Raw genomic sequence first — 26,386 nt, 5'->3', positions numbered from 1 at the left:
TTCTCCAGGAGGCATCCCCCCGCATGCGGAAGATACTCGTCGTCGGAGCCGGCCAGTCCGGGCTTCAGCTCGCGCTCGGGCTCCAGTCCCACGGATACGACGTCACCGTGATGTCCAACCGGACCGCCGACGAGATCCGCTCCGGCCGGGTCATGTCGACGCAGTGCATGTTCCACACGGCGCTCCAGCACGAACGCGACCTCCGGCTGAACTTCTGGGAGGCGCAGGCCCCGAAGATCGAAGGAATCGGCGTCTCGGTCGCCGCCTCCGGCTCCTTCGACCCGGGCCCCTCGCAGCGGGCGGTCAACTGGGTGGGCAGACTCGACGGGTACGCGCAGTCCGTCGACCAGCGGCTGAAGATGGCCGGCTGGATGGAGACCTTCGTGCAGCGCGGCGGCCAGTTGGTCATCCACGGAGCCGCGGTCGGCGACCTCGACTACTTCTCCCGCCTCTACGACCTGGTGCTGGTGGCGGCCGGCAAGGGCGAACTGGTGTCCATGTTCGCCCGTGATCCGCAGCGCTCCCCCTACCGCGAACCGCAGCGCGCCCTGGCGGTGGCCTACGTCCACGACCTGGGCCCGCATCCCGAGCACCCGGAGTTCGACGCGGCCCACTGCAACCTCGTCCCCGGCGTCGGCGAGCTGATCGTCAGCCCGTCCCTGACCCCCCACGGCCGCGCGGACATGCTGTTCTGGGAAGGAGTCCCGGGCGGTCCCCTCGACGTCTTCGCCGGTGTCAGGGATCCGGGCGAGCACCTGTCCCTGACCCTGGCCCTCATGGAGAAGTTCACGCCCTGGGAGTACGAGCGGGCCAGGAAGGCCGAACTGACCGACGCGGGCGGCGTGCTGGCGGGCCGTTACGCGCCCACCGTCCGCAACCCCGTCGGCCGGCTCCCCAGCGGCGGTCTCGTCCTGGGCGTGGGGGACGTGGTCGTCGCCAACGACCCGCTCACCGGCCAGGGTTCCAACTCGGCGTCCAAGTGCGCGGCCTCCTACCTCGACTCGATCCTCGAACACGGTGAGCAGGAGTTCGACGAGGTCTGGATGCGACGCGCCTTCGAGCGGTACTGGGGTTCGGCGCGGCACGCCACCAAGTGGACCAACACGATGCTTGCCGCGCCGCCCGGTCATGTTCTGGAGCTGATCGGGGCGGCCGGGCGGCTCGCGCCGGTCGCGCGTCGGTTCGCCAACGGGTTCGATGATCCGGCGGACTTCGAGAGCTACTTCTACGAGCCGGAGAAGACAGCGGCGTATTTGGCTTCTGTCGCGGGGGATTAGACGCCGTTGGGGCGTGGGCGTGTAGTTGGTCGTGCGGGTGGGCGGGGGCCTGTCGCACAGTTTCCCGCGCCCCTTCGGGGTGGCGGGGGCGCGCGCTGTTCGTCGTGTGGCTAGACCTTTGGCCGTGCTGTCGGGGTGCGGGGGCGGGCGGGGTTTTCGGCCGGGTCCGGGCGGACCGCGCCGAGGATCGGGTTGCTTGCGATCGGGGAGACCTTGACCCGGTCGCCGGGGCGGGGGGCCTGGACGACCTTTCCGTCTCCGAGGTACATCGCCACGTGCGTGGCGTCGGGGAAGTAGACGACGAGGTCGCCGGGGCGCAGTTGGTTCAGCGGGACGCGGGCGAGGCGGGCCCACTGCTCCTGGCTGGTCCGCGGGATCGGCGTGCCGGCGTGCTCCCACGCCTGCGAGGTGAGCCCCGAGCAGTCGTACGCCCCGGGTCCCTCCGCCCCCCACTGGTACGGCTTGCCGAGTTGGTCCATGGCATAGCGCACCGCACGGTCGCCCTGCTCGGACGGGGCCGCCCGCGCGCTGCTGAGCGCGCCGGAGGTCACGATCTTCTGCTGGGCGCCGGCGACTGTGTCCGCTTCGACGCGGGCGAGGTCGGCGAGTTGTTCGGCGCTGAGCGAGGCGAGCAGTTCCTCGATGCCGGCGAGCCGGGTGCGGACGTCGTTGCGCTGCTTCTGCTGCCGCTCGGCGAGCCGGAGCTGTGCGTCGAGGGCCTTGCGCGCCTTGCGGACCAGGGCGTCCTGCTTCTTCTCGCTGCCTTCGAGCAGGTCCACGGTCTGCGCCTGCTCCCGTGCCAGCTGCCCGATCACGTGCCCCTCGTCGAGCACCTGCTGCGGATCCCGGGCGAGCAGCAGCCGTACGTAGGGGGAGAGGCCGGTGCTGCTCTGGTACTGCTGCCGGGCGAGCCGCGCGGCGTCCCGGCGGCTGTCGTGCAGGGAGAGCCGGGCGCGGGCCAGCTCCCCGTCGAGGCGTGCGACCTCGGCGCGCTGCCGCTTCAGCTGCTCGGCGGTGCCGTTGTAGGTCTCGGTGGCCTGTTCGGTCTGCCGGTACAGCCGCTGAAGGTCCGTCAGCAGCTCGGCCACGGACCGCTGGTCCGGTGCGGCCACGGCGGGTAGCGGCGCCAGGGCGGCCTGGGCCGCCACCAGGGCCGTACCCACCAGACGCAGCAGTCTTCCTGACACGACATCACCTCCGATGCGGGCGGGCGTTTTGTCATATCTTCGCCCCCGTGGCGGGAGTATCGGAGGTGCGCGCGCGGACCGCGCGCCGAGTGTGCGCGGTTCGGCGCAACCATGTCACCCGTCGGTGTCGTCCGGTGTGCCGGACCGCGTGGCACCAGGGCCGGCCGCCGGGCGGGACCAGGGCCACCGATGGCGGGCACCGCCCCGCCCTGAGGTCCGGCCGGGGTCGGCGTCGTGGACGTACTTCCAGCCCTGCACGAGTCCGAGGCGCTTGCTGTGCGCGCGGGGCACCCGGCGGTACACCAGGACGGTGGGCGGACCGCCGTGCGCGTCCGGCACCGGGATGCGGTACGTCTTCGGGGGATGGCCGGTGAGGCCCAGCAGCACGGGCAGGACGCGCCCGTCCATGGGCCCGCCCTCGAACGGGGTGTCCTGACTCTTCACGGGACCAGTGTCAGCCATCCTCGGCGAGCGCTTCGATGAGCGCCGCCGTCTGCGGGTCCCGGCCCGCGGTCACCGTCAGCAGGGCCACGAACTGGTCGACCAGCCAGTCGCGCAGTTCGTCGAGGGGCGGCTGCTTGTCCTCGTCGAGCCAGATCAGCGAGGCCGCCTCCACGGCGGTGATCCACATCCGGACGGTCATGCGCATCCGGGGACCGGGCTCGGTGATGTCGAGGTGGTTGTAGATGTGCACGGCGGCGGCCCGCCGTACGCCGTCCACGATCGCCGTGGTGCGCCTGGTCTCGACCACGCTGCCGCCCTGGAGGAGGGCGCTGAAGCCGGTGTCGTGCTCGTCGACGAAGGTGAGGTAGCGGTCGAGGGTGCGGGTGAGGCGGAGCAGGCGCGGGCCCTCGCGGGGCTCGTCGAAGCACTGCTCCAGCTCGTCCGCGGCGGACCTGACGGCGGCCTCGTACAACTGCTGCTTGCCTCCCGGGAAGTACCGGTAGACCAGCGGCCGGGAGACTCGCGCCACCTCCGCCACGTCGTCCAGGGACACGTCCTCGGGCCTGCGGTGCGCGAACAGTGACAGCGCGGATTCGATGAGCTGACTGCGGCGCTCCTCGACGCTGAGCCGGCGGTAGGCGGGGGTGGGGGCCTGCGGGGTCATGACCGGCAGCGTAACCGTTTCCGGCCGAGCTGGTTGCGGGTGATCCCGTCCCCGGTGACCGCTCAGGCCAGCAGTCCCGACGACCGCCACAGCCTGCGGCCCGCGCCGCGGAGCACCCCGATGTCGTCGAGGAAGTCCGTCAGGCGCTTCGCGCCGGTCTGCATCACCTCGCGGCGGTGGCCGCTGGCCTTCACCTGCGCCATCGCCTCCCGCTTGTCCAGCCCCACGTTCGGGTAGACCTCCGGGTTGACGAAGGCCACCGAGAACACCCGGGCGAACTCACCCGAAGTGACCCGGGTGAACTCCTGGGACCACTTCGGGGCGGTCACCATCTGGCGGCGCAGTTCCTCACGGGCGTAGCGCACGTGCCGGGCCTCCTCGACGACGTGGATCCGGGTCACGCCCCGGATCAGCGGCTGTACCCGCTCGTCGGGGAAGGTCAGGCGCTGCATCCAGTCGAGGACCTCCTCGCCGAGCAACGTCGCCGTGAAGGAACCCGGGGTCGTGGAGATGGTCTTGAAGACCCGGCCCAGGGCCAGGTGCGCCCGGCCCACCGGGTACCAGGGCGTGCCGCCGTGCGAGATCAGCCGGGCGAACATCTTGGAGTGCCGGCACTCGTCCTCGATCTCGGTGAGCGCATAGCGCACATGGGCGCTCGTCGCTGCCTTGTCGTAGATGTGCCGGACCAGCAGCTGCATCAGGATCATCTCGAACCAGATGCCCAGCGAGGCGAGCGCTGCCGCCTCGTGCCGGGAGAGCAGGATCCGCTGTTCCTCGCTCATCCGCCGCCACAGCGGCGTGCCGTACAGCGACACCAGCTCCGGCGGCCAGAACCACTTGCCCTCCTCGAAGGGTGCGTCCCAGTCCAGTTCCTTGTCGGGATCGAAGGAGTGCTTGGCGGAAGAGACGAGCAGGCGCTCGGCCACCTGCTCCCGGTCCTTGAGCAGGCCGAGTGCGTCACGCAGTCCGTCGAGCGCGTCGGCTTCCGTCAGGGTCGTCATGGCTCCGTCACCTCGTTACCCGGGGTAAGTCCTCTCGCTCTTATGAGACTGCTTGTCAGCAAGCGAGTCAATCCCCCGCGTACAACTTGTTGACCCGGCGTCAACAAGCCCGGCACGCCGTACGGGACCGAGCCGACCGGACGCGGCAAGGGTGAGCTGCGGCGGTCCTTCGCCGAGCTGCGGCGAGACGTCGCTGAGCCGCGACGGGAATGCGCCGGGCCGCGGCGGCCCCGCACCTCCGGGCGGTGCAGGCAGTTCCGGGCGCGGCGAGCAGGATGCGTCGGCCGCCCGTCGTGATCACTCGACGGAGGGACGGACCGGCGGTCGCCGGCTCACCGGCCGAGCACCGCCTGCATCACCGCCTTGGCGATCGGCGCCGCGTTGCCGGCGCCGCTGATCTCGCCCCGGTCGGCGGAGGCGTCCTCCACCACCACGGCGACGGCCACCTGAGGTTCCAGCGCGGTGTCGGCCTTCGCCCAGGACACGAACCAGGCGTACGGCACACCGGCGTTGCCGACGCCGTGCTGCGCGGTGCCGGTTTTGCCGCCCACGGTGGCCCCCGGGATGGCCGCGTTGGCACCGGTGCCCTCCCGGACCACGCCGGTCATCAGCTCCTTCAGCCGCATGGCCGTCGCCGGGTTCATCGCCTGGCGCATCGCGCGGGGGCCGGCCGTACCCACCGTCTCCCCGCCCTTGCGGGTGGTCCGCTCCACCAGGTACGGCGTGCGCACCTGCCCGTCGTTGGCCACGGCCGCCGCGACCATCGCCATCTGCAGCGGAGTGGCCCGCGTGTTGTACTGGCCGATCGACGACAGCGCCAGCTGCGCCTTGTCGACCCGGGTGTCGAAGGTGCTCTGCGCCACCGAGAAGGGGATCTTCAGATCGGTGTCGTTGAAACCGAAGCCCTGTGCCGTGGCCACCATGTCCGCGACCCCGACGTCCACGCCGAGCTTCGCGAACACCGTGTTGCACGACCACTCGAAGGCCGCGCGCAGCGAGGCGTCCGCACAGCCGTCCGCCTCGTTCGTCAGGCGCGTCCGGGTGCCGGGCAGCGTGTACGGGTCGGGGGAGTCCGTGGGCCGGTCCAGGTCCTGGATCACCCCGGCGTCCAGCGCCGCCGCGGCGGTGACCACCTTGAAGGTGGAGCCCGGCGGATAGGTCTGCCGCACGGCCCGGTTCAGCATCGGCTTGTCCGGGTCGTCGTTGAGCCGGTTCCAGGCCGCCGTCACCGACGCGTCGTTGCCGGACAGCTCGGCCGGGTCGTACGACGGGCTGGAGACCAGCGCCAGGATCCGGCCGGTGGACGGCTCCACGGCGGCCACCGCGCCCTTGCGCCGGCCCAGCCCCCGGTAGGCCGCCTCCTGCGCGGCCCGGTCCAGAGTGGTGACGACGTTGCCCGGCTCGCTCTGTGCCCGGGTGACGTCGTTCCACAGCGGGAACGGCGACAGCAGCGGGTCCGAGCCGGAGAGGATGCCGTCCTCCGCGTGCTCCAGGAACGTCGTCCCGTACACCTGTGAGGCGAAACCGGTGACCGGGGCGTACAACGGGCCGTCCCGGTAGGTCCGTTCGTGCCGCAGTTGCTCGCCGGTGTCCCGGGAGCCGGTGACCGGGGCACTCGCCACCAGGATGTCGCCGCGCGGCTGCCCGTAACGGGCGATGGTGGCACGGCGGTTGGCGGGGTTGCCGTCGTAGCCCGGTCCCTCGACGACCTGGACTCGCGCGGCGTTCACCAGGAGCGCCGCGAGCAGCAGGGCGCAGAACACGGCGGCGTGCCGGATGTGCCGGGTCATCGGGCCGCCTCCGGGTCGCCGGGTCGCCGGGCCGAGTCGCTGACCCGGATCAGCAGTGCGGTGATCGTCCAGTTGGTGACGACCGAGGAGCCGCCCTGCGCCAGGAACGGCATCGCCATGCCGGTCAGCGGGATCAGCCCGGTCACCCCGCCCGCGATGACGAACACCTGGAGCGCCACGAGCGAGGCGAGGCCGGTGGCCAGGAGCCGGCCGAAGGGGTCGCGCAGGGCGAGGCCGGCCCGGTAGCCGCGCTCCACGAGCAGCCCGTACAGCAGGAAGATCGCCGAAAGACCGGCGAGCCCCAGCTCCTCGCCCGCCGTCGCCAGGATGAAGTCCGACTTGGCGGCGAAGCCGATCAGCACGGAGTGGCCGAGGCCCAGACCGGAACCGAGGACACCGCCCGCCGCGAAGGCGAACAGGGACTGCGCCAGTTGGTTGGGGCCCCGGCCCGCGTCGATCGTCGCGAACGGATGCTGCCAGTCCTCGATCCTGGTGTGCACGTGCGGTTCCAGCCAGCCGACCACGACCGCGCCGACCGCGGCGAGCAGCAGCCCCACCGCGATCCAGCCGGTGCGGCCGGTGGCGACGTACAGCAGGACCACGAACAGGCCGAAGAACAGCAGCGAGGTGCCCAGGTCGCGCTCCAGGACCAGCACGCCGACGCTGATCAGCCAGAGGGTGACGATCGGGCCGAGGACCCGTCCGGTGGGCAGTTGCACGCACCAGACGCGGCGGCCCGCGTAGGCGAGCGCGCCCCGGTTGGCCGCCAGGTACGCGGCGAAGAAGACCGCGAGCAGCACCTTCGCGAACTCTCCGGGCTGGATGGAGAATCCGGAGAGCCGGACCCAGATGCGGGCGCCGTTCACCGCCGGGAAGAGGATCGGCAGCATCAGCAGGGCCAGCGCCGCCGCGCCGCTGACGTAGGCGTAGCGCTGGAGCACCCGGTGGTCGCGCAGCAGCAGGACCACGGTGATGAACAGCCCCACGCCGAGCGTGGACCACACGAGTTGGGCGGGCGCGGCCCGGTCGCCGGGCGTCTCCAGGTCGAGCCGGTAGATCAGCACCAGGCCGAGGCCGTTGAGCAGCACGCCGATCGGCAGCAGCAGGGGGTCGGCGCTGGGGGCCCGGAGCCGGACCGCGGCGTGCGCGCCCAGGGCGAGCACGCCGAGCCCGGCGCCGTAGCCGGCGGCGCCGGGCGGGACGGCGCCGGTGCGCGCGAGACCGACGGCGCAGTAGCCGTACACGGACAGCAGGACGGCCAGCACGATGAGGGTCAGCTCGATGCCGCGGCGCCGGTGGAGGGGGACGACGGGGGTGGGGGTCCTGGCCGCCGCCACGGAGGTTCCGGCCTTCGTCATGTCCGGAACCTACCTAATCGGGAGCCTTGTGCGCCTTGACGGTCAGCACCAGCGTGGCGTGGGCCCGAGGAGGCGGATGTAGCGGGCCGAGCCCCAGGCCCAGGTGCGGTCTCCGAGGAGGTACCAGAGGCGGTTGCCGTTCACCGGGCCGCCGGGGTACTGGCAGTAGATCGAGACGATCTGGCCCTGTTGGGCGAAGCCGATGCGGCGGCTGTCGCGGCCCGGCCGGTCGTGCAGCCACAGCCCGCCGATCGCGGTGACCACGCCCCGGTAACGGCCCGGGCCGTCGCCGCCGTGCGGGGCGGCGGCAGTGGTGGCGGTGGCGGGTGCGGCGGCGAGCGCGGTGATCAGGGCGCCGGACGCGGCAGCCGTGGCGAGGACGCGGGCGAGGCCGCGGGTGAGGGGGGAGCGCAGGCGCATGGGGACCTCCGAGAGGGAGCGCGGGTCAAAGCGGTGAAAGTGATGAAAACGATGAAAGTCGACGAATCATCAGATCGGTCAACCGCCACGCTAGAAGTGCCGTCTCCGGACGGCCCGTCACATTGAGCCATCGGTGCCGCGGGGCGGCCGGACGGCGCTCGGCGGGGTGGGCTGGAGGGGCCTGTCCGGTGTCGCGCGCGGGTCGGGGGCGGCTGGTCGCGCGGTTCCCCGCGCCCCTGCGGGGCGGGGTGGCTGGTGGCGCAGTTCCGCGCGCCCCTGCGGGTGGCCGGTGGGAGAGGTGCGGCGGGCCTATCGGGGCTGACGCAGGTACAGACGGGCGATGGCTCCGCCGTCGGTGTCGTTGGTGAACTCCAGGAGCGCGCCCAGCACCTCCGCCTGGCCCGCCGCGATCGTCAGGCCGAGCCCGTGTCCGGTCGTCCCGCCCTCCGTGCGAAACCGCTGGGGGCCGTGGGCCATCAGGTAGTCCGGGAAACCGTCGCCGTGGTCCCGGACCGTGACGAGCGATCCGTCCACCGTCAGCACCACGGGCGGCCGCCCGTGCTTGTGCGCGTTGGTCACGAGATTGCCCAGGACCCTTTCCAGCCGCCGCCGGTCGGTCTCCACCCAGACGTCCGTGACCACCCGCACCTCGGTGTCGGTCCCCGACGCCCGCACCACCCGCCGGGCCAGCACCCCCAGTTCCTCGGCGTCCGTCTCCAGCCGTTCCCGCCCGGCGTCCAGCCGGGAGATCTCCAGCAGGTCCTCGGTGAGCGTCCGCAGCGCCGCGACCCGGTCGCGCACCAGTTCGGTCGGGCGGCCCGGCGGCAGCAGTTCGGCCGCCGCGTGCAGCCCGGTCAGCGGGGTGCGCAGTTCGTGCGCCACGTCCGCGGTGAACCGCTGCTCGCTCTCCAGCTTGCCCTGCAGCGACGACGCCATCGAGTCCAGCGCGGCGGCGACCGCCGCCACCTCGTCCGGACGGTGCGTCGGGTCCTTCGTCCGCGGGTCGTTCACCCGTGCGTCCAGGTCACCGGCGCTGATCCGTCGGGCCACCTGCGCCGTGCCGTGCAGCCGCCGGGTCACCCGGGTCACCGCGAACGCGCCGACGGCCAGCGTCGCCGTGATCGCCAGCCCCGACGACCACAGGATCGAGTTGTCGAGCCCGGCGATGGTGTTCGCCTGCTGTGCGTAGTCGACCTCCACCGCGAGCGCCCGCCCACCCGCGGCCGGTCCCGCCGCCCACATCGTGGGCCGTCCGTGCAGCCGGGTGACCATCGTGCCCCGTTGCCCGTCCGCCGCCAGGGTCCGCAGCGACTCGGGCAGCCCCGCCGGATCGATGCCGGCGCCCGGTGGCAGCGCGTCCCCGGACCGGTACGCCTGGGACGCGTCGGTCAGCCGGGCCAGCGCCTCGTCCCGGGCCTGGCCGACGGTCTGGTTGGTCACCGAGGTGTGCACCAGGATGCCCAGCAGCGCGGCCAGCGCGCAGCACATCACCGCGATGAAGACGCCGGCCTTCGCGGCGAGCGTCCCGGTCCACGGGGGCAGCGCGGGCCGCCTCATCGGGATCCCTGGGAGGACGATGCGGATGGCGCCGGTGACGACGGTCCCGGTGACGGCAGCGGTGTGCGGGCGGGTCTGCCGCCGCCGGTGCGCAGGAACTCGTCGCGGGCGAACACCAGCGCACGCTGCTGCGGCTGCCAGGTCCAGGTCGTGCGGTACTCGTACCCGGAGATCCCCGCGGGCGAGCGGACGATCACGGTACGCCCGGCCAGCTCGACCCCGAGGATCGCGTCGTTGTCGGCGAGGACCTGGACCAGCCGGTGGTTCTCCACGGTGTAGACGCGGATCGCCGTCTGGTTCGTCGGGTACAGCCGGAAACCGAGCGCCAACTCGGTGCGGCCGTCACCGGTGAGGTCGCGGTAGTACGCCGGCAGGAGGGGGCACCGGCTCCGGTCCCCGCCCGCGGCACAGTCGGCGATCCGGTTCGCCGTCTCGTGGTACGGGCCCTTCGAGCCGTAGCTGTCCGGGTGCGCGGCGATCTCCGCCCGTACCACGGCGACCGGATCCGCCTTGCGGATGTCGTCCCCGGTCACCGTGACACCCCGTACCGCCTCCCTGCTCGCCACGTCGTACGGCCAGGCGGGGCTGGTCGCCGGCTGCAGGCCGGGCCAGAGCTTGGCCGGGCCGGCGGCGGTCGGGGTGGGGCCCGCGGCGCGCAGCCCGCCCGTGTCGCCGCAGGCGGCCGCCGCCACCGACAGCAGGGCGACGGTCAGCGCGGTACGGGCGGCGCGAGCGGGGGGACGGCGTGGCACGGTGCTCCTGGGGCTCGGGGTCGGAGGGGCCCCATACACCTTATGTGGCGGTAAATCCTTTATGCGCACCCGAACGGCGCAACATGGCAGAGGCTACTCGGCCGGCCGGGACGCCCGTGGCGCCGCCCGTCCGCGGGCGCTGCCGGCCGGTGCTGCAGGAACCTGCTCCTTGCTCCCGGAGCGTCGCGCCTGTTCCATGGTCGAGGGGTGATGGCGCATGAGCGGACTGCGCGTGGTGCCGGACCGGCGGCAGGGCCGGGAGCGGCTGTACGTCTGTCTCCAGGACGGCAGGAGCATCGCCTGGTACGACCGGGCGGCCGCCCGGGTCAACCTGCTCAGCGAGGACCGCAGGCAGGACGTCCTGGCGGTGCTGCAGCCGTTCCTGACCGGCCCGGTGAGCGTGGGCCCGCCGCCCGTCCCGACGCCCGCCGAACTGGCCCGGCTCTCTCTGCACCCGGACGACGACCTGGCCCCGAACCGCCCGGGTGAAGCGCTGCTGGTGGACCTCGACCGGGATCCGGGGCCGGCCCGGCGGCTGCGTCCCGACCCGCGGCGCCGCGCCCTCGTGGCCGAGCAGACGGTCGGCGAGGTACTGGACGGCCCGGACGGCCTGGACGGCGCCGGCTGGCACGTCCTGCACTCCGTCCCGCTGCCCGGCGGCGACCGGATCCACCACCTGCTGATCGGACCGGCCGGGATCTTCGCCCTGCACACCCTGTACGCCCGCAAGCAGCGCGTCCTGGTGACCGACCCGCTGGTCGCGCTCGGCCGCCGCGAGGCGTGCCCGGTGCTGCGCCGGGTCCGCTCCGACGCCGACCGCGCCTCCTACGCCCTGACCGCCGAGGTCCGTCCGGTGCTCGTCCTGGTGGACCCGGCGGACGTCACCGTCGCCGTCCGGCCCCGCGGGGTGCGTGTCCTGCGGGACGAGGAGGTCGGGGCGCTGGCCCGGCTCGGCGGGGTGCTGAAACCGGCGGACGCGGAGGCCCTGCACGCGATGGCCCGCGACCGGAACACCTGGCTGCGGGTGTGAGCCACCCGGCCTGCGTCAGGGCAGCTCCGCGGCGTGCGCCGGGTCCAGCAGCGGAGCCATCAGGTCACCGAAATCCGAAAGCCGCGCCGCGACGTCCTGGGCCCGGAACACCAACTGCTCCGGCTGCCGGCAGTCCGCCACCTCGCCCCAGGTGAGGGGCGTGGACGCGGTCGGCTCGGTCCGGGCCCGCAGCGTGTAGGGCGCGGCCGTGGTCTTGCGGCCCGCGTTCTGGCTCCAGTCGACGAACACCTTCCCCGGCCTGAGACTCCGGGTCATCCGGTGCACCACCAGTCGCGGCAGCGCCCGTTCCGCCTCCACGGCGACCCCCTTCGCGTATGCGGAGGTCCCCTCCGAGGAGGCCCCGCGCACCGCGGCGAGCAGATGCAGCCCCTTCGCCCCGGAGGTCTTCGCGTACGCCTCGATCCCGTCCGCCGCAAGCCGCTCCCGCAGCCACCGGGCGACCACGCAGCACTGCACCACCGTCGCCGGCGCGCCCGGGTCCAGGTCGAACACCAGCCGGTCGGCCCGCTCGGGGGCCCCGGCCAGCCACTGGGGGGTGTGGAACTCGGCGACGAGGTTGGCCGCCCACATCAGCGAGGGCAGGTTCTGCACCAGCACCATCCGGGCGGGCCCCTCCGACCGGGGCACCTCGGCGGTCGTCACCCACTCGGGCGTGCCCGGCGGCACGTTCTTGGCGAAGAACACCTGCCCGTCCGGCCCGTCCGGATAGCGCAGGAACGACGCGGGCCGGTCGCGGAGGTGGGGGAGCAGCGCCGCGGACGTGGTCGCGTAGTAGTGCAGCAGCTCGCCCTTGGTGAAGCCGGTCGCCGGATACAGCACCTTCTCCAGGTTGCTGAGCGCGACCCGTCGCCCCTCCACCTCTGTGATCGGCGTCATAAGATGACATTCTCAGATATCGACTGTCATAACACCAGGAAAGCCCGGAACCGGTCCGCCTGGAACAGGCGCGTCCGGCACAGGAACGCCTGAAACAGGAACACCGGGCACAGGAACGTCCGGAATCCGCAGGAAGGGTGTGGAACGTGCGATCCATCTGGAACGGCGCCATCTCCTTCGGTCTCGTCAGCATCCCGATCAAGCTGGTGAACGCCACGGAGAGCCACTCGATCTCCTTCCGCCAGATCCACACCGAGGACGGCGGCCGCATCCGCTACCGCAAGTTCTGCGAACTGGAGGACCGTGAGGTCAGCGGCGCGGAGATCGGCAAGGCGTACGAGGACGCGGACGGCACCGTCGTCCCGATCTCCGACGACGACCTCGCCCACCTGCCGATCCCGACCGCCCGCACGATCGACATCGTGGCCTTCGTACCGGCCGACCGGATCGACCCGCTCCAGATGGGCTCGGCGTACTACCTCGCGGCCGGCGGCGCCGCGGCCGCCAAGCCGTACACCCTGCTGCGCGAGGCGCTCAAGCGCAGCAACAAGGTCGCCATCGCCAAGTACGCCCTGCGCGGCCGGGAGCGGCTGGGCATGCTGCGGGTGGTGGGCGAGGCCATCGCCATGCACGGGCTGCTGTGGCCGGACGAGGTCCGCGCCCCCGAGGGCGTCGCCCCGGAGGCACCCGTCCAGGTCCGCGACAAGGAACTCGACCTCGCGGACGCGCTGATGGACACCCTGGGCGAGGTCGACCTCGCGGATCTGCACGACGAGTACCGGGAGGCACTGGAGGAGGTCATCGCCGCGAAGGCGGCCGGTGAGTCGCCTCCCGAGGCACCCGCCCCGGCCGCCGGCGGCAAGGTGCTCGACCTGATGGCCGCGCTGGAGAACAGCGTCCGGGCGGCCAAGGAGTCGCGGGGCGAGGAAGCGGCGGAGCCGGGGGCACGGGCGCGGCAGGCCGTGGCCGGCCCGGCGGAGCACGCCGAGGTCACCTCGCTGCCACGGCGCCGCACCGGCCGCGCGGCCCCGAAGGAGACGGGCGCCCGGAAGACGACGGCCGCCGCGAAGAAGACGGCGGCGGCGAAGAAGACCGCCTCCGCCGGGAAGAAACCGGCGGCCAAGTCCGCCCGGACCAAGAAGGCGACGGCGTCGACGAAGGCGTCCGCCAAGTCCGCGTCCGCGGACGCGGCGGCGTGCAAGAAGACGACGGCGAAGAAGACCGCCGCGTCCCGCAGGCACACCGCCTGAGCCGCGTTCGCCGGCTCTCGCAGGGTGCCGCACCTCTCGCGGGGCGCCGTCGTGGTGGGCGGCGGGTGGCCACGGCCGTCACGCCTTGCCCCCCGAGCCCGCGCCGGAGCCCGAGCCCGCCCGCACCTCCTCGTACTGCCCGAGGAACCACGGAACGCCGTTCGCCACCCGCCACAGGAACAGGCCCGTGGTCACCTGCGCCGCGCCGGTGTCCGCGCGGAAGGCGAAGGTCCTGGTGACGCCGTGGTACTTCAGCGCGCGCAGCCGGTGGGCCAGGCTGCCGGTGTCCAGCTGGCCCGTGCCCATCCCGGTCAGCGCCTTGGCGAGGAGACCGGCCGCGTCGTACGCCTCCGCCGCGCCCCGGCCGGCCTCCTGGACGCCGTACCGCCGCCGGAACGAAGTGACGAAACCGGCCGCGGACTTCATCCGCGCCGGGTCCACGAACGTCGTGGCGAAGACCCAGTCCTCCGCCGCCGCGCCCGCCGCGTCCAGGAACCCGGGGCCGAGGACCGGTTCGCTCGCCGCGGGCGTACCGGTGAATCCGGCCGACCGCAGCGCGCGGGCGCAGGCGGCGGCCCGCCGCGGCGAACTGCCGCAGTAGACGACGGCCTGCGCCCGGGCCGCCTGCGCGGCCACGGAAGCGAAGTCGTCCGCGTCCGCGGCCACCGTGTACGTGCGGACCGAACCGGCGGACGACAGCGGCCGCGTCAGCGCCTGGGCGAGCTGCCAGCTGTAGTCGGGCGTGGCCCGGTCGTCGATCAGCGCGGTACGGGTGGCCCGGCTGACCTTGCCGAGATAGTGGACGAGCGGCGGGGCCATCGCGTAGTCGGGCGGCCTGACCTGGAACACGGCCGGCTCGGTGACCGAGTTCATGCCGTAGAGGGAGTAGGCGCCCGCCCACGCGGTCACCATCGGCACCAGGGCGCCGTTGTAGATGTCCCGGACCGCGAGCGCGGTGGCGTCGGACGTCGGTCCGACCACCGCGCACGCCGTGCCGGCCGCGACCAGCCGCTTGGCCAGCTCCTTGGCCCGGTCCGCCTCGCCGCGGTCGTCGAGGACGGTGAGGGCCAGGTCGTAGCGGCGGTCCGCGCGGGCGTTGTGCTGCTCGGCGGCGAGCCGCACACCCCGTACGACGGCAGTGCCGAGCGCTTTGCCGGGGCCCGTCAGATCGGCTTGCACGGCGACGGTGCGGGTGGGCCGGGGGCCGCTCGCCCCCGCCCCGGACCGCCGGCCGACCAGCCAGGCCCCGCCACCGCCCGCGGCCAGCACACCTACCGTCGAGGCGCCCAGCAGCAGGAGACGCCGCCGGCCGGAGACGGACCGCTCCGGCGGTCCGGGCTGCTGCGAGGCGGGTTCCGTCGGTGCGGGCCGCTCCGGCTCCGGCAGGTTCAGGACCTGCGCCGAACGTTCGGCGATCATCGCGGGCAGACCGGGCGGCAGCCAGTCGTCGGTGCCGGACCCGGACCCGCCCAGGTCCGCGCGCAACTGGGCCACCGTGGGCCGGTCGGCCGGGTCCTTGGCGAGGCAGCGGGCGATCAGCGTGCGCAGCGCGTCGTCCGGGACGCCGTCGAGATCGGGTGCCTCGTGGATGGTGCGGTACAGCGCGCCCACCGCGCCGCCACTGCCGAACGGCGGGCGCCCGCTCGCCGCGTAGCCGAGCAGGCAGCCCAGCGAGAACACGTCGCTGGGCGGGCCCACCTCCTCCGCACGGGCCCGGGCCTGCTCGGGGGAGAGGTAGCCGGGGGTGCCGACGATCACGTCCGACGCGGTCAGCGCGGTGGCGCCGCTGGCCCGGGCGATGCCGAAGTCGATCAGCCGGGGGCCGTCGAGGGCGAGCAGGACGTTCCCGGGTTTGACGTCGCGGTGCACGAGCCCGGCCGCGTGCACGGCGGCGAGCGCGTCCGCGAGCCGGGCACCGAGCGCCCGCACGGTGGCCGGGGGCAGCGGCCCGTACCCGCCGACGGTCTCGGCGAGCGAGGGCCCGGGGACGAAGGCGGTGGCGATCCAGGGTCCGGCGGCCTCCGGGTCGGCGGCCGTCACGGGCGTCGTCCAGCGGCCGTCGACCCGGGCGGCGGCAGCGGCCTCGCGGCGGAACCGGGCCCGGAAGCCGGGGTCGGCGGCGTGCTCGGCGCGGATCACCTTGACGGCGGCCAGGGCGCCGCCGTCGGAACGGCCGAGATACACGACGCCCATGCCGCCCGCGCCGATCCGGGCCAGCAGCCGGTGGCCGCCGACCGACTCCGGGTCGGCGGCGGTCAGCGGCCGCATCACCACCGGGCCCCGGACCGCGCCGCCGTCACGCCGTCCTCGGCGGTGGTGCCTGGTCCGGGGCCGGGCCCAGGTAGTGGAACGCGCCGTCGAGGACCTGGTGCACGAAGCTGGCCGGTGTCTTCAGCGTCGGCGGGCTCCCGTCCGCGGCGGCGAACGCGAAGTCCCGGGTGATGCCCCGGTACTGGGCCTTCCCCAGCGGGCCGATGAGCGCCTTGCGGGCGGGGCGCTTGCCCGCCGTCGCGGTGAGCTGCCGGATCAGCAGGTTCGCCGCGTCGTAGCCCTCGGCGGCCCAGAAGCCGGGGCCGCGGCCGTACCGTGCGCGGAAGGTCTGGGCGAACGAGCGGACGTCCGCCGCGCCCGGCCCGATCGCGCTCGCCACCACCGTCCAGCCGGCGGCGGCCGGTTCGGCGGCGAACCGGGCGTCGAGGGCGGGCTCGGCCGCGTACTTCGGCCCGTCGAAGCCGGCCATCCCCTTCGCCGCCCGGATCGCTCCGTCGACCGGACCCGCGTACACGAACGCCTTGATGCCCGCGGACCGCATGTCGGCCAGTACGCCGGTGAGATCGGTGGTGCCGGCCGGCACCACCCGCGGATACGTCGTGCCCTTGTACTGCCGGACGAGGAAGTTGACCATCTGGACGGTCATCCAGGAGACGTCGGCGCCGCCGCGGTCCAGCAGCACGCCGACCGGTGTGGCCGCGCTGGTCGTCTGCCAGTGGAAGGCGAGCTTCATGGCGACCACGGTGTGCAGCGGCCGGCCGCGCACGAAGGAACGGGTGTTCTGTACGAGGTTCAGTCCGGCGGTCATGCCGAGCACGGGCAGCAGGGCCGCGTCGTAGACGGGCAGGGCGGCCTGGGTGGTCGCGTCGGTGCCGGCCCCGATCACCGCGAGGACGTCGGTGTCGTCGACGAGCCGCTGGGCCGCCGCCCCGGCACGATCGGCCCGGCCCTGGTCGTCCGACGACGTCAACCGCAGGGTGAACGGCCGGTCGGCGCGGGCGTTGAACTCCTCCACCGCGATCCGGGCGCCGTCCCGCTGCGCAAGACCGGCCGCCTTGCCGGGGCCGCTGAGGTCGGCCTGCACCCCGATCGCCCAGCCGGGCTCCGCCGCCGCAGACCGCCCGCCGCCGCGCAGCGCGGCCCAGGCCGCGGCACCACCGCCGAGGGCGAGAACGGCCGCGCCGCCGGAGACGACGGTCAGGAACCGGCGCCGGGACGGGTCGCCCTCGCGCACCGGCCCCTCGACGATCGTGGCCCCGACCTCGGGCAGCGACAGCATCTCCGCGGACCGGTCGGCGATCATGCGGACGACGTCGGCGGGCAGCCAGTCGGCCGTCCCGGACGGCACGTCCTCCACCAGGGCCGTGTCGACACCGGCCGGCGTGGGCCGGTCGGCCGGGTCCTTGGCGAGGCAGCGCCGCAGGACGGCGGCCAACTCCTCGTCCAGCCCGCCGAGATCGGGCTCGTCGTGGACGGTCCGGTACAGCAGCCCGTCCACCGCGCCGGCGCCGAACGGCGGCCGGCCCGTCGCCGCGTACGCCAGCACACAGCCCAGCGAGAACACGTCGCTCGCCGGACCGAGCCGGTCGCCGCCGCCCGTGGCCTGCTCGGGGGAGAGGAAGCCGGGGGTGCCGACGATCACGTCCGACGCGGTCAGCGCGGTCGCGCCGCCGGCCCGGGCGATGCCGAAGTCGATCAGCCGGGGGCCGTCGGCGGCGAGCAGGATGTTGCCCGGCTTCACGTCCCGGTGCACCAGACCGGCTTCGTGCACGGCGGCCAGCGCGCGGGCCAGCGCCTTCCCCAGCACCCGCACCGCCCGCGCGGGCAGCGGCCCGTGCCGGCCGACGGCCTCGGCGAGCGACGGGCCGGGCTCGAAGACCGTCGCCAGCCAGGGCCGGGCGGCGTCCGGATCGGCGCCGGTGACCTTGACCACCCAGGGGGAGTCCACCCGCCGGGCGGCGTCCGCCTCGCGGCGGAACCGGGCCCGGAAGTCGTCGTCGTGCGCGTACTCGGCCTGGATCACCTTGACGGCGGCGAGCGCCCCCGAGTCGGCGCGGCCGAGGTAGACGACACCCATGCCGCCCTCGCCGAGCCGGGCCAGCAGCCGGTGCCCGCCCAGGAAGGCGGGATCGCCCGAGTGCAGGGAACGGTCGGTCATGTGCGGGCCCCCAGTTCACCGCGGACCGCGGTCTCCATGGCGGCGACCGCCCGTGCCTGCACGGTCAGCAGATCGCCCTGCGCATATCCGGTGCCGCCCTGGACGGCGACGGCTATCGTCACCGGCCCGAGCCGGACCTGGTCCCAGAAGTAGTTCATGTCCCCCTTGCCGATCTCGGGATTGCGGTAACTGCCGACCTCCAGCAGGACGTCGTCGGCCGAGGTGTTCCCGTTCGTGCCGTAGCCGGAGCCGATCGAGTTGAGGCCGATGATCTGTTCGTCGGCGCGCAACTGCTGGTCGGGACAGCGCAGCGCCTCCTCAAGGGTCTCGGACATCTCCAGGTCGGCCTGGGCGGTGGTGCGGTGCACGGTGACGGTCGCGGTGGTGCGCACCTCGCCCTTGCCGCCGGTGGCCGGGAGCCGGGAGTAGTGGGTGAGGCTGCCGAGCACGCCGGCGGGAAGTGTCCGCTGCTGCCAGACGCAGTCGGTGCCGAGGACCGGCCAGCCGGCCGGCTCGCTCTGGTACGGGGTGCGCCGTTCGTAGCCGGGCCCGTAGGCGTCGGGGCCTGCGGTGACGGCGCCCAGCAGTTCCACGGCCTGCGACCGGTTCGTGGGCAGCCGCGCCGGATCGGCCTTGAAGCGCGCGTCCCCGGCGGACTGCTGCCCGGATCCGCTGCCGCCACCCGACCCCGCGGAGGCCGCCCCGGACCCGGCCGGACCGGACCCGGCCGCCGCACCGCCGGCCGAGGCCGAGGCGGAGGCACCGGCAGTGGCCCGCGGCCCGGCTGCGTCGTTCCCCCCGCCCGAGCACCCCACCAGCAGTGCCGCACAGACGATCACCACTGCGGACCCCTGTCTTGCGCGTCCGCGCGCTCCTGTGTACGTCACGATCCTCCGTCCCACGCCGTCCTCCCGCCCGCACCGGACACCGGCACGCGGCGGCGGACATCGATCAACTCATCTTTGCGCATGGGGAGATGAAGATGCGACGGACCGCCAGAGCCGGCCCTTCCGCACTCCTGACCGGGCCCGTCCGGTCAGCGCCGTCAAGGCAGGTTCCAGGGGCCGACGGCTGCGCGGGGCCGGGCGGCTCAGGGCCGGGCGGGGCGGTCCCCGGGAGCGGGCGGCGGTGCGGCGCCCGCCGCGGGGGTGCGCCAGATCCGGATCTCGGTCGACGGCAGGCACTCGGTGAAACGGCCGCCGGGCGACGCCTGCCGCAGCAGCGCCCGGAGGTCCCGCTCGAACTCCGCGAGCCGGTCCCCGAAGAGGTGCGGTGCGGCGGAGGACCGGGAGAACACCCACGCCACGACGGAGTCCGCGGTGCGCTCGACGACCTGTCCGCCCGGGACGACGTGCCGGGTGGCGGGCTCGAACCCGGCCCGCGCCAGCACCAGGTCCTCGCGTCCCGGCGTGCCCTCCGGCAGCGTGCCCCGGCCCGCCCGGCGCACCGGCCCCAGATAGCGCCGCACCAGTGCACGGATCTCCGCGCCGGGCGGCGCGGGATGCGCGGGCGACGGCGGTTCCGGCGGCGCCACCGACTCCCCGGAGCCGTCCTTGAGGTCGCTCACGACGACGAACGCGCCGCCCGGCTCCAGCATCCCGAAGACGGCCGCGGCGACCCGGTCCCGGTCCGTCCAGTGGAAGGACTGCGCGAACACGGCGGCGCGGAACCCGCCGAGACCGGCCGGCAGGTCCTCGGCCCGGGCAGCGACCCACCGGGCGTTGGCCACCCCGCGGCGTTCGGCCCCGCGCCGCGCCTCGGCCAGCATGTCCGTGTCGGGGTCGACGCCGACCGCCTCGGCGACGTACGGCGCCATGGCCAGCAGCACCGTGCCCGGCCCGCAGCCCACGTCGAGGAGCCGGCCCCGCCCGTCCAGACCGAGGGCGGCGGCCAGGGCCGGGGCGAAGCCCGGGGCGTACGGCAGCCGGCCGCGCTCGTAGAAGGCCGCACTGCCGCGGAACAGCGTGCTGTCCCACCACCGGTCCCCGGGCATTCCCGCTCCCCTCCCGTCCGTATGCCGAAGCAGGCGAAGCATACGGAAAGGCACCGCCCGGCAGCCGACCTTTTTCCCCCGGGGAGGGGCCGATGCATCGGCCGGGGGCGTCGGGCTGCCGGGCGGTGCCGGCCGCGTCCGTCACCGGACGCTCGTCGTCAGGCGATCACACGGTGCTTGCGGCGGAGCGTGAAGTACGTGCCCGTGGCGCCGGCGGCCAGCAGCGCGCCCACGCCGAGGTACACCGGGAGGGTGTCACCGGAGCTGTCGGTGGTCGCCGCCGTGTTCTGCATCGGGCCCGCGTCGATGCTCGTGGCGATCGGGGCGACGTCGCGGATGGGGCCGACGGACTTGACGGAACCGTCCGAGTTCAGCAGCACCTGCTTGTCGTTCGGGTGCCGGAAGTCGAACATGCCGTTCAGGGAGCCCGCGGCGGCGTCGAACGAGTGGTCGCCGATCCGGCCCGTGCGCCAGTTGTCCTCGATGAAGCGGGTGATGGAGGACTGGTCGGTCCTGGTGTGGTCGACCTTGTTGACCTTGCTGTACGGGGAGATCACGAGCAGCGGCTGCCGGGTGCCGGGGCCGCAGCGGTCGGCGTAGCCGCCAGCCGCCTTCGGACCGTCCTGGCAGGCCGTGCCGTCGGTGGACTTGCCGTTGGAGCCCAGCGAGGTGTCCGTGGAACCGTTGCGCGGAACGGCGTAGGCGTGGTCGTACCAGCCGTCGGAGTCGTCGTAGGCGACGACGATCGCCGTGGACTTCCACTGCGGCGAGCTCTGGACGGCGTTGATCTCGTTGACCAGGAAGTGCTGCTCGTCGACCGGGTCCGAGTAGCCGGCGTGGCCGTCCTGGTACTGACCGGCCTTGAGGAAGCTGACGGCCGGGAGCCTGCCCGCCTTCGCGGCCGCGTCGAAGTCGCTCAGGTCGTAGTTGTGGTTGGCCTGACCGCTGTGGCCGATCTCGTCCACGTTCTTCGGCGGCAGGTGGTGCGGGTTGGCCGTCGACTTGTAGTACGAGAACGGGTTGTGGTGCGGGCTGTAGTCGACCACGGACGCGCCACCGAGGTTGGTGTGCGTGATGCCGCACTGCGCGTAGTCGGTGCCCTTGCCGTCCCAGGCGGTGGACGGGCGGAAGCCGCCCTGGAACCAGCCCCAGCTCAGGTCCTTCTTGTTGAGCAGGTCGCCGATGTTCCGGCCCTGCATCGAGGCCAGCGCGCTGGTGCTCTTGTGGCCGCTGCCGGAGCAGTCGTCGTAGGCCGGGTCCGGGTCGTTGATGACCGTGCCGACGCCCTTCGCGTCGGGCGACTTGACCGCGTACGCGTCCGGCGTCGAGGTCTGCCTGGGGTTCTCCGTGCCGGTGGACGGGTCCATGGAGACCACGCCGTGCGTCTGCCCCGAGACCAGGTTCAGCGCGCCGGGCGTGGAGGGGCCGTAGACCGAGCTGTAGGAGCGGTCGTTCAGCGTGTACTGCTGGGCGTAGTTCCACAGCGCGGTGACGGTGTTGCCGTCGTAGTAGTCCATCACCAGGCCCGGTTCACCGAACAGGCCGCCGCTGCACTTGTCGACCTCGGTGTTCTCCACGTACTTGTCGGCCTTGCCACCGTCGGCGGCCAGCTGCTCGGCGCCGTAGGAGTGGTTCTGGTCGCAGGTCATGGCCTGGGACGGGGAGAGCCGCTTCGGCGCGTACTGGTTCGGGTTCTGCGTCAGCAGCCCGGCGTGCGCCAGGGTGTCGATGTCCTTCGGGGTCTTCTTCGCCGCCGTGAACGTCGTGCCGTCGGTGTTGGCGGCCTTCGGGTACGTGGCGAAGTAGTGGTCGAAGGAGATGTTCTCGTCGAAGAGCACGACCACGTGCTTGATCGGGGTGGTCGTCGAGGAGTGGTCCTGGTGGTTGCCGCGGTCGTGGCCGGCGGGCACCGCGGCCCAGGTGGGCGCCGTGCCGCCGAGGACGGCGAGAGCGGCGGCCCCCACCAGCGCCCCCAGGCTCCTGATCGTTGTTCTGCTTGCCTTGCTGGCCATGCTCGTTCACCCTCCGGGCGAATATTCAGTGGCTGTACGGCCCTGCATGTTTCGCCGCCCCGGCGGCAGGCCGGCGGAAGTGTGGTGGCGGCCGGGTGAACAAGGGGTCAGGGAAAATGAGCCGAACTTTGACCGCTTGTTGACTGGTCAGGCTTCGCAGTTGTCCGAACCAGGTCAGGTGAGCAGGGCACGTCCGTACCAGTCCGCCGCATCCCGCACCCCGGGCAGCGCATAGAAGTAGCCGCCGCCGAACGGTGAGACGTAGTCGGTGAGGGGTTCGCCCGCCAGCCGCCTCTGCACCGTCTCGAACTGCCGGACGACGTCCTGCTGGTAGCAGCAGAACAGCAGGCCCATGTCGAGGTTGCCGTTGCCGTCCGTGCCCAGGTCGTAGTTGTAGGGGCGGCGCAGGATCCGCTGGTCGGTGGTGGCCGGGGTACGGGGGTTGGCGAGCCGGATGTGCGAGTCGAGGGGGATGACGTCGCCCTTGGGGTCGGCCGCGAAGTCGGGGGTGTCGTGCTCCGCGTCGCCGTCCAGCGGAGCGCCGGACTCGCGGGAGCGGCCGAACATCCGCTCCTGCTCGCTCAGTGCGACCCGGTCCCAGAACTCCACCAGCATGCGGATGATCCGGACCACCTGGTAGCTGCCGCCGACCGCCCAGCCGGGTTCGCCCGCGCCCTTGCCGACCCACACCAGGCTGTCCATCTCGCGGGCGGTGGTCGGCGGGTTGGCCGTGCCGTCCTTGAACCCCAGCAGGTTGCGCGGGGTGCCGGTGGGGCGGGGCGGGCTGCTGAAGCCGTCCAGCCGCCAGCGGACCTGCAGGCCGCCGCGGGTGTGCCGGGCGATGTCGCGCAGGGCGTGCAGCACGGTGTCGTGGTCGTCGGCGTGCAGATGCAGGCTGAGGTCGCCGTGGCACCAGTCGGGGCGCAGGTCGTCGTCGGGGAAGGCGGGCATGGCGGTCAGCCGGCGCGGCTGCTGCCCCGTCAGCCCGAACCGGTCGTCGAACAGCGAGGCGCCGACGCCGACCGTCACCGCCAGCGCGCCGGACGGCAGGCGCTCGCCGAGGATGCCCGAGTCGCCGGGCGGGCCGGTGACACCCACCGGCGCGGGAGTTCCGCCGGAGGTCAAAAGCCGCGCCCGGTCGGTGAGGGTGCGCAGCACGTCGGTCAGCTCGGACCGGCTCTGCGCGGTCGCGTCGAAGGAGACGAACACACTGGTCCGGCGCGGCGGCGCGATCACGGACTGCTGGTGGACACCGTGGAAGGGGACCACGGAGGACGCCTCCGTGCCGGTCCCGGCGGTGGCGTCGGACGCGGTCGCCGGGACGGCCGCGGCGGCGCCCCCCGCGGCCAGCCCCGCACCCGCGAGCGCCGCCCCGCGCAGGAACCGGCGCCGGCCGACTCCGTCCGTGCCGTCGGCCGTACTCACACCGTCCTCCGCGGATCGCACAGGGTCGCCACCGACGCCAGCCGCTCCACCAGGTCACCGAGGACAGCGTCGACGTCCTCGCGCTGCGCGCGGTTCAGCCGGTTCAGCGGGGTCCACGCGCCGCCGTGCCGGAATCCGTCCAGGGTGTGTCCCGCACGGTCCAGCCCGCTGTCCAGACCGGACAGATCGGCGTACCGGGTGCTGAGCAGGGGGCGCAGCCGGGACAGGACCTGGCGGGTGCCGTCCAGGTTGGCACCGGCGGTGGCCAGATTGCTGCCGCTGCCGTAGTCGGTGCGGCCGGTCAGCTCGAACTGCACGGTGTTCTCCAGGATCTCGTGCGCCCGCAGGCCCAGCTGGGCAGGGTCCATCCGGGCCTGCGCCCAGCTGTCCCGCAGTCCCGCGAGCGCCTTCACCAGGGCGGCGGCCGGAGCACGCAGCCCGGCGGCGGACTCGCCGTGCCACAGGCCGTACTCGATGCGGTGGAAACCGGCGAAGTCCTTGTCGTGCACCCCGCCGGGCAGCCCCGCGCCGGTGCCGTTGATCTGCGCGTCCGCGTCACCGAAGGCGTCGTACGCCGCGCCCAGCCGCTCGTACTGAAGGTGCGCCGGCAGCCAGGCCGTCCGCGCCGCGGCCAGGTCCCCCCGGTCGATGGCGCCCCGGAGCCTCGTCGCGAGCCGCACCACGTCGGCGAGCCCGCCGCCCACCCACTTCTGGTAGGCGAGCGCCGGCGGAATCAGATCGTGCTCGGTGACCGGGGCCGCCGACGGACCGCTGCGGCCCGCGGTGATGCGGACGGTCGGCCCGGTCACGGCGTCGGCGTCGTCGGGGATGCACTTGAAGGCGTACGCACCCCTGCCGACCCGGACGGTCAGCTCCCGTGTCGTGCCGGGGCCGATGCCCTCCACCTCGCCGTAGACGGCCTGGCTCTGCGGATCCTCCAGGAACACCTCGGCGGAGCCGCCGGTCGTGTTGTGCAGGTCGAACACCTGGACACCGGGCGCGGGCGCGTCCCAGCCGTGGCCGCAGCCGCTCGACGACACCTCGACGGTGGTGTGCGGCAGAGGGCCGGAGTCCGCGTGGGCCGGTCGTGACCCGTGCGTGACGGCCAGGACCCCGGCCACCAGGCACACCAGGACGACGCCCGCGACGCTCCACACCCGCCACGACCTCCAGGTGAGGCCGGACAACACCATCCGGAGCCTCCCGGGGTCGTACCGTACGCCGATCGCCTCATGCTAGGCAGCGGATCGCACTCGAACGGCCGTCCAAAGAATCCCATGACCAAGAGTTCCCTCCGGATTCACCGGACGTCCAGTGACCGCGGTCACGCGTGGGGGCCGTCGGCGGTTCCGGGCGCGGCAGTCTGGCGGCGGCGTCGGTGAACCCGATCGACGCGGGCATCGCCGCGGGATGCTTCGAGGGCCGCATGCCGCATGTGTACCCGCTCGTCCTGGGCGTGGACGGCGCGGGCCGGGTGGTGCGGGCCGGGGAGGCGGTGCGCGGGCCGGCGCCCGGCGACATCGTGCACGGCCAGTTCCTCCGCGTGCCCCTGGGTCACGGCACGTGCACGGCCAGTTCCTCCGCGCGCCCCTCGGTCACGGCACGTGCACGGCAAGTTCCTCGCGCGCCCCTGGGTCACGGAACGTTCGCCGAGTACGCGGTGGTCACGGAGCACCCCGAAGACGGGGCGCTGCAACGTGTCCCCGACGGCATGCCCGCCGACATCGCGGCGGCGCTGCCGACCGCGGGCACGACCGCGCTCGGCGTCGTCGAAGCCATGGGACCGCAGACCGGCCGCTCGATCCTGATCAACGGTGCCACCGGCGGGGTGGCGCCCTCGCCGTCCAACTGGCCGCTGCCCGCGGCGCGGAGGGCATCGCGACCGCCCGGCCCGACGCCGACCGCTAGCGGACCGTCACGCCGGCCGAGGCCGCCGAAGCGCCGGCCCGGAACCCCGCGGGTGGCACGCGTGGCAGGACGACGGTACGCATCTGATCCCGTAGTCACTGGTGTCCAGGGACTCTGCCCCCGGAGGGACCGGCCGGCGGACGCTGCCCCCAGAGCTGCACCACCCCCGGAAAACGTACGTGCGTACGGGATCGCGGCCGTGCCACGATGGCGTCGGGAAGCGAGGTCGCGTGGACGAGTTGAGGCGATTCCGGCTGGCACTGGTCGCATGGGCTGCGGACGGAGCGGCGGCGAATGCGTCCGCCGTGCTGGCGCGGGAGCTGTCCGGCGGCGTGCGGACGGTCGTGCTCGTCGAGGGGGACAGCGACCGGACCGCGCTCGAAGCGCTGGCCACGCGCTACGGCCGTGACCTCGCGGCGGAGGGCATCGCCGTCGTTCCGCTCGGCGGCGCGACGAACATCGGACGCTTCCTGAACGTGTGCGGCCCTCCGGGTCTCGGCCTCCCGCTGGCCGGCCTCTGCGACATCGGTGAGGAGCGGCATTTCCGGCGTCATCTGGAGCGGGTCGGGATCGGGACCGGACTCACGCGCGCCCACCTGGAGACACTGGGGTTCCATGTGTGCGTCGCCGACCTGGAGGACGAACTGATCCGCGCCCTCGGGCCCGAGAGCGTGCAGCAGGTGATCGAGGCCCAGGGCGAGACCCGCCCCTTCCACACCTTCCAGGGCCAGCCGGCCCAGCGGGAACGTCCGGTGGAGCACCAACTGCGGCGCTTCATGGGCACGCACAGCGGCCGCAAGGCCCTCTACGCACAGGCACTGGTCGCCCACCTCGACCTGGAACGCGTACCCCGCCCGCTGGAGCGCCTGCTCACGCACGTCTGACCCGGCGGGCGTGCGTCCGACCCGACCCGCACAGGTCGGTGACCGGGCCCGCGTGCGTCGGTGGCGGGACCCGCGCATGTCGTGACCGGCCCGCATGCGACTACGCGT

22 protein-coding genes are annotated in these 26,386 nt (G+C 73.5%); 5 read left to right on the top strand and 17 right to left on the bottom strand.

Going from position 1 to position 26,386, the window contains the following annotated elements; translation table 11 throughout:
- Positions 1 to 23: 23 nt before the first annotated feature.
- A complete protein-coding gene (locus ACFYPJ_RS10175) occupies positions 24 to 1,277 on the top strand; it encodes a styrene monooxygenase/indole monooxygenase family protein (protein ID WP_389013368.1) in 1,254 nt (417 codons plus the stop codon).
- Between the two features lie 110 nt (positions 1,278 to 1,387).
- On the opposite strand, the gene ACFYPJ_RS10170 is transcribed toward ACFYPJ_RS10175, so the two are convergent.
- The 9 genes from ACFYPJ_RS10170 to ACFYPJ_RS10130 form a co-directional block, all read right to left on the bottom strand.
- Entirely contained in the window at positions 1,388 to 2,464 is a 1,077-nt protein-coding gene (locus tag ACFYPJ_RS10170) for an NlpC/P60 family protein (RefSeq protein WP_389013365.1), read from the bottom strand.
- Positions 2,465 to 2,578: 114 nt separating this feature from the next.
- On the bottom strand, positions 2,579 to 2,908 hold the full coding sequence (locus tag ACFYPJ_RS10165) for a hypothetical protein (protein ID WP_389013362.1): 330 nt from the start codon (positions 2,906 to 2,908) through the stop codon (positions 2,579 to 2,581).
- Between the two features lie 10 nt (positions 2,909 to 2,918).
- Positions 2,919 to 3,572 carry a TetR/AcrR family transcriptional regulator gene (locus ACFYPJ_RS10160; protein WP_389013359.1) on the bottom strand — a complete coding sequence of 218 codons (654 nt, stop codon included), beginning with the start codon at positions 3,570 to 3,572 and terminating at the stop codon, positions 2,919 to 2,921.
- A 62-nt stretch (positions 3,573 to 3,634) separates the two neighbouring features.
- Positions 3,635 to 4,573, bottom strand: a complete 939-nt coding sequence (locus tag ACFYPJ_RS10155) for a diiron oxygenase (RefSeq protein ID WP_389013357.1) — start codon at positions 4,571 to 4,573, stop codon at positions 3,635 to 3,637.
- A gap of 332 nt (positions 4,574 to 4,905) precedes the next feature.
- A complete protein-coding gene (locus tag ACFYPJ_RS10150) occupies positions 4,906 to 6,363 on the bottom strand; it encodes a penicillin-binding transpeptidase domain-containing protein (protein WP_389013354.1) in 1,458 nt (485 codons plus the stop codon).
- Entirely contained in the window at positions 6,360 to 7,721 is a 1,362-nt protein-coding gene (locus ACFYPJ_RS10145) for an FtsW/RodA/SpoVE family cell cycle protein (RefSeq protein WP_389013351.1), read from the bottom strand. The genes ACFYPJ_RS10150 and ACFYPJ_RS10145 overlap by 4 nt, the downstream gene beginning before the upstream one ends.
- A 42-nt stretch (positions 7,722 to 7,763) precedes the next feature.
- Positions 7,764 to 8,141, bottom strand: coding sequence for an SH3 domain-containing protein (locus ACFYPJ_RS10140; protein WP_389013348.1), 378 nt, complete (start codon positions 8,139 to 8,141; stop codon positions 7,764 to 7,766).
- Positions 8,142 to 8,450: 309 nt separating this feature from the next.
- Entirely contained in the window at positions 8,451 to 9,698 is a 1,248-nt protein-coding gene (locus ACFYPJ_RS10135; protein ID WP_389013345.1) for an ATP-binding protein, read from the bottom strand.
- Positions 9,695 to 10,450 (bottom strand): hypothetical protein, encoded by a 756-nt coding sequence (locus tag ACFYPJ_RS10130; RefSeq protein WP_389013343.1) that lies wholly within the window; start codon positions 10,448 to 10,450, stop codon positions 9,695 to 9,697. Before ACFYPJ_RS10130 ends, ACFYPJ_RS10135 begins: the two co-directional genes overlap by 4 nt.
- Positions 10,451 to 10,667: 217 nt before the next feature.
- On the opposite strand from ACFYPJ_RS10130, the gene ACFYPJ_RS10125 reads away from it, so the two are divergent.
- A complete protein-coding gene (locus ACFYPJ_RS10125; protein WP_389013340.1) occupies positions 10,668 to 11,480 on the top strand; it encodes a nuclease-related domain-containing protein in 813 nt (270 codons plus the stop codon).
- A gap of 15 nt (positions 11,481 to 11,495) precedes the next feature.
- Here ACFYPJ_RS10125 and ligD read toward each other — a convergent pair whose 3' ends face one another.
- Positions 11,496 to 12,377 (bottom strand): non-homologous end-joining DNA ligase, encoded by an 882-nt coding sequence (gene ligD / locus ACFYPJ_RS10120; RefSeq protein WP_389013337.1) that lies wholly within the window; start codon positions 12,375 to 12,377, stop codon positions 11,496 to 11,498.
- A 146-nt stretch (positions 12,378 to 12,523) separates the two neighbouring features.
- Here ligD and ACFYPJ_RS10115 point away from each other — a divergent pair, with 146 nt between their 5' ends.
- Positions 12,524 to 13,627 carry a Ku protein gene (locus tag ACFYPJ_RS10115; RefSeq protein ID WP_389013334.1) on the top strand — a complete coding sequence of 368 codons (1,104 nt, stop codon included), beginning with the start codon at positions 12,524 to 12,526 and terminating at the stop codon, positions 13,625 to 13,627.
- Positions 13,628 to 13,705: 78 nt separating this feature from the next.
- Here ACFYPJ_RS10115 and ACFYPJ_RS10110 read toward each other — a convergent pair whose 3' ends face one another.
- From ACFYPJ_RS10110 to ACFYPJ_RS10080, 7 genes are all read right to left on the bottom strand, one after another.
- Positions 13,706 to 15,895, bottom strand: coding sequence for a bifunctional serine/threonine-protein kinase/ABC transporter substrate-binding protein (locus tag ACFYPJ_RS10110; RefSeq protein ID WP_389013331.1), 2,190 nt, complete (start codon positions 15,893 to 15,895; stop codon positions 13,706 to 13,708).
- 28 nt (positions 15,896 to 15,923) lie between these two features.
- A complete protein-coding gene (locus ACFYPJ_RS10105; protein WP_389013328.1) occupies positions 15,924 to 18,056 on the bottom strand; it encodes a bifunctional serine/threonine-protein kinase/ABC transporter substrate-binding protein in 2,133 nt (710 codons plus the stop codon).
- Entirely contained in the window at positions 18,053 to 18,898 is an 846-nt protein-coding gene (locus tag ACFYPJ_RS10100) for a hypothetical protein (protein WP_389013326.1), read from the bottom strand. The genes ACFYPJ_RS10105 and ACFYPJ_RS10100 overlap by 4 nt, the downstream gene beginning before the upstream one ends.
- A gap of 248 nt (positions 18,899 to 19,146) precedes the next feature.
- The gene (locus tag ACFYPJ_RS10095; RefSeq protein ID WP_389013323.1) at positions 19,147 to 20,049 is read right to left on the bottom strand and encodes a class I SAM-dependent methyltransferase; all 903 of its coding nucleotides are present in this window, start codon (positions 20,047 to 20,049) and stop codon (positions 19,147 to 19,149) included.
- A gap of 158 nt (positions 20,050 to 20,207) precedes the next feature.
- Positions 20,208 to 22,061, bottom strand: coding sequence for a phospholipase C (locus ACFYPJ_RS10090; protein ID WP_389013320.1), 1,854 nt, complete (start codon positions 22,059 to 22,061; stop codon positions 20,208 to 20,210).
- Between the two features lie 174 nt (positions 22,062 to 22,235).
- Entirely contained in the window at positions 22,236 to 23,486 is a 1,251-nt protein-coding gene (gene efeB / locus ACFYPJ_RS10085) for an iron uptake transporter deferrochelatase/peroxidase subunit (RefSeq protein ID WP_389013317.1), read from the bottom strand.
- Positions 23,483 to 24,679, bottom strand: coding sequence for an EfeM/EfeO family lipoprotein (locus ACFYPJ_RS10080; protein WP_389013314.1), 1,197 nt, complete (start codon positions 24,677 to 24,679; stop codon positions 23,483 to 23,485). The genes efeB and ACFYPJ_RS10080 overlap by 4 nt, the downstream gene beginning before the upstream one ends.
- A gap of 137 nt (positions 24,680 to 24,816) precedes the next feature.
- Between ACFYPJ_RS10080 and ACFYPJ_RS10075 the strand changes: the two genes are divergently transcribed.
- Complete coding sequence (locus tag ACFYPJ_RS10075; protein ID WP_389013311.1) at positions 24,817 to 25,803, top strand: alcohol dehydrogenase catalytic domain-containing protein; 987 nt, start codon at positions 24,817 to 24,819, stop codon at positions 25,801 to 25,803.
- A complete protein-coding gene (locus ACFYPJ_RS10070; protein ID WP_389013308.1) occupies positions 25,700 to 26,278 on the top strand; it encodes a TOPRIM nucleotidyl transferase/hydrolase domain-containing protein in 579 nt (192 codons plus the stop codon). The genes ACFYPJ_RS10075 and ACFYPJ_RS10070 overlap by 104 nt, the downstream gene beginning before the upstream one ends.
- Positions 26,279 to 26,386 lie beyond the last annotated feature (108 nt).

Source organism: Streptomyces sp. NPDC006012 (assembly GCF_042871185.1).
Classification (GTDB): Bacteria; Actinomycetota; Actinomycetes; order Streptomycetales; family Streptomycetaceae; genus Streptomyces.
The sequence above is the reverse complement of the archived record's forward strand: the minus strand, read 5'-3'. Positions and strand labels throughout refer to the sequence as shown.

Excerpts from the sequence above, each read along its gene's own strand:
- ACFYPJ_RS10175 (WP_389013368.1), top strand. The coding sequence starts at position 24 with ATGCGGAAGATACTCGTCGTCGGAGCCGGCCAGTCCGGGCTTCAGCTC.
- ACFYPJ_RS10160 (WP_389013359.1), bottom strand. The coding sequence starts at position 3,572 with ATGACCCCGCAGGCCCCCACCCCCGCCTACCGCCGGCTCAGCGTCGAG.
- ACFYPJ_RS10155 (WP_389013357.1), bottom strand. The coding sequence starts at position 4,573 with ATGACGACCCTGACGGAAGCCGACGCGCTCGACGGACTGCGTGACGCA.
- ACFYPJ_RS10150 (WP_389013354.1), bottom strand. The coding sequence starts at position 6,363 with ATGACCCGGCACATCCGGCACGCCGCCGTGTTCTGCGCCCTGCTGCTC.
- ACFYPJ_RS10145 (WP_389013351.1), bottom strand. The coding sequence starts at position 7,721 with ATGACGAAGGCCGGAACCTCCGTGGCGGCGGCCAGGACCCCCACCCCC.
- ACFYPJ_RS10140 (WP_389013348.1), bottom strand. The coding sequence starts at position 8,141 with ATGCGCCTGCGCTCCCCCCTCACCCGCGGCCTCGCCCGCGTCCTCGCC.
- ACFYPJ_RS10135 (WP_389013345.1), bottom strand. The coding sequence starts at position 9,698 with ATGAGGCGGCCCGCGCTGCCCCCGTGGACCGGGACGCTCGCCGCGAAG.
- ACFYPJ_RS10125 (WP_389013340.1), top strand. The coding sequence starts at position 10,668 with ATGAGCGGACTGCGCGTGGTGCCGGACCGGCGGCAGGGCCGGGAGCGG.
- ligD (WP_389013337.1), bottom strand. The coding sequence starts at position 12,377 with ATGACGCCGATCACAGAGGTGGAGGGGCGACGGGTCGCGCTCAGCAAC.
- ACFYPJ_RS10110 (WP_389013331.1), bottom strand. The coding sequence starts at position 15,895 with ATGCGGCCGCTGACCGCCGCCGACCCGGAGTCGGTCGGCGGCCACCGG.
- ACFYPJ_RS10105 (WP_389013328.1), bottom strand. The coding sequence starts at position 18,056 with ATGACCGACCGTTCCCTGCACTCGGGCGATCCCGCCTTCCTGGGCGGG.
- ACFYPJ_RS10095 (WP_389013323.1), bottom strand. The coding sequence starts at position 20,049 with ATGCCCGGGGACCGGTGGTGGGACAGCACGCTGTTCCGCGGCAGTGCG.
- ACFYPJ_RS10090 (WP_389013320.1), bottom strand. The coding sequence starts at position 22,061 with ATGGCCAGCAAGGCAAGCAGAACAACGATCAGGAGCCTGGGGGCGCTG.
- ACFYPJ_RS10080 (WP_389013314.1), bottom strand. The coding sequence starts at position 24,679 with ATGGTGTTGTCCGGCCTCACCTGGAGGTCGTGGCGGGTGTGGAGCGTC.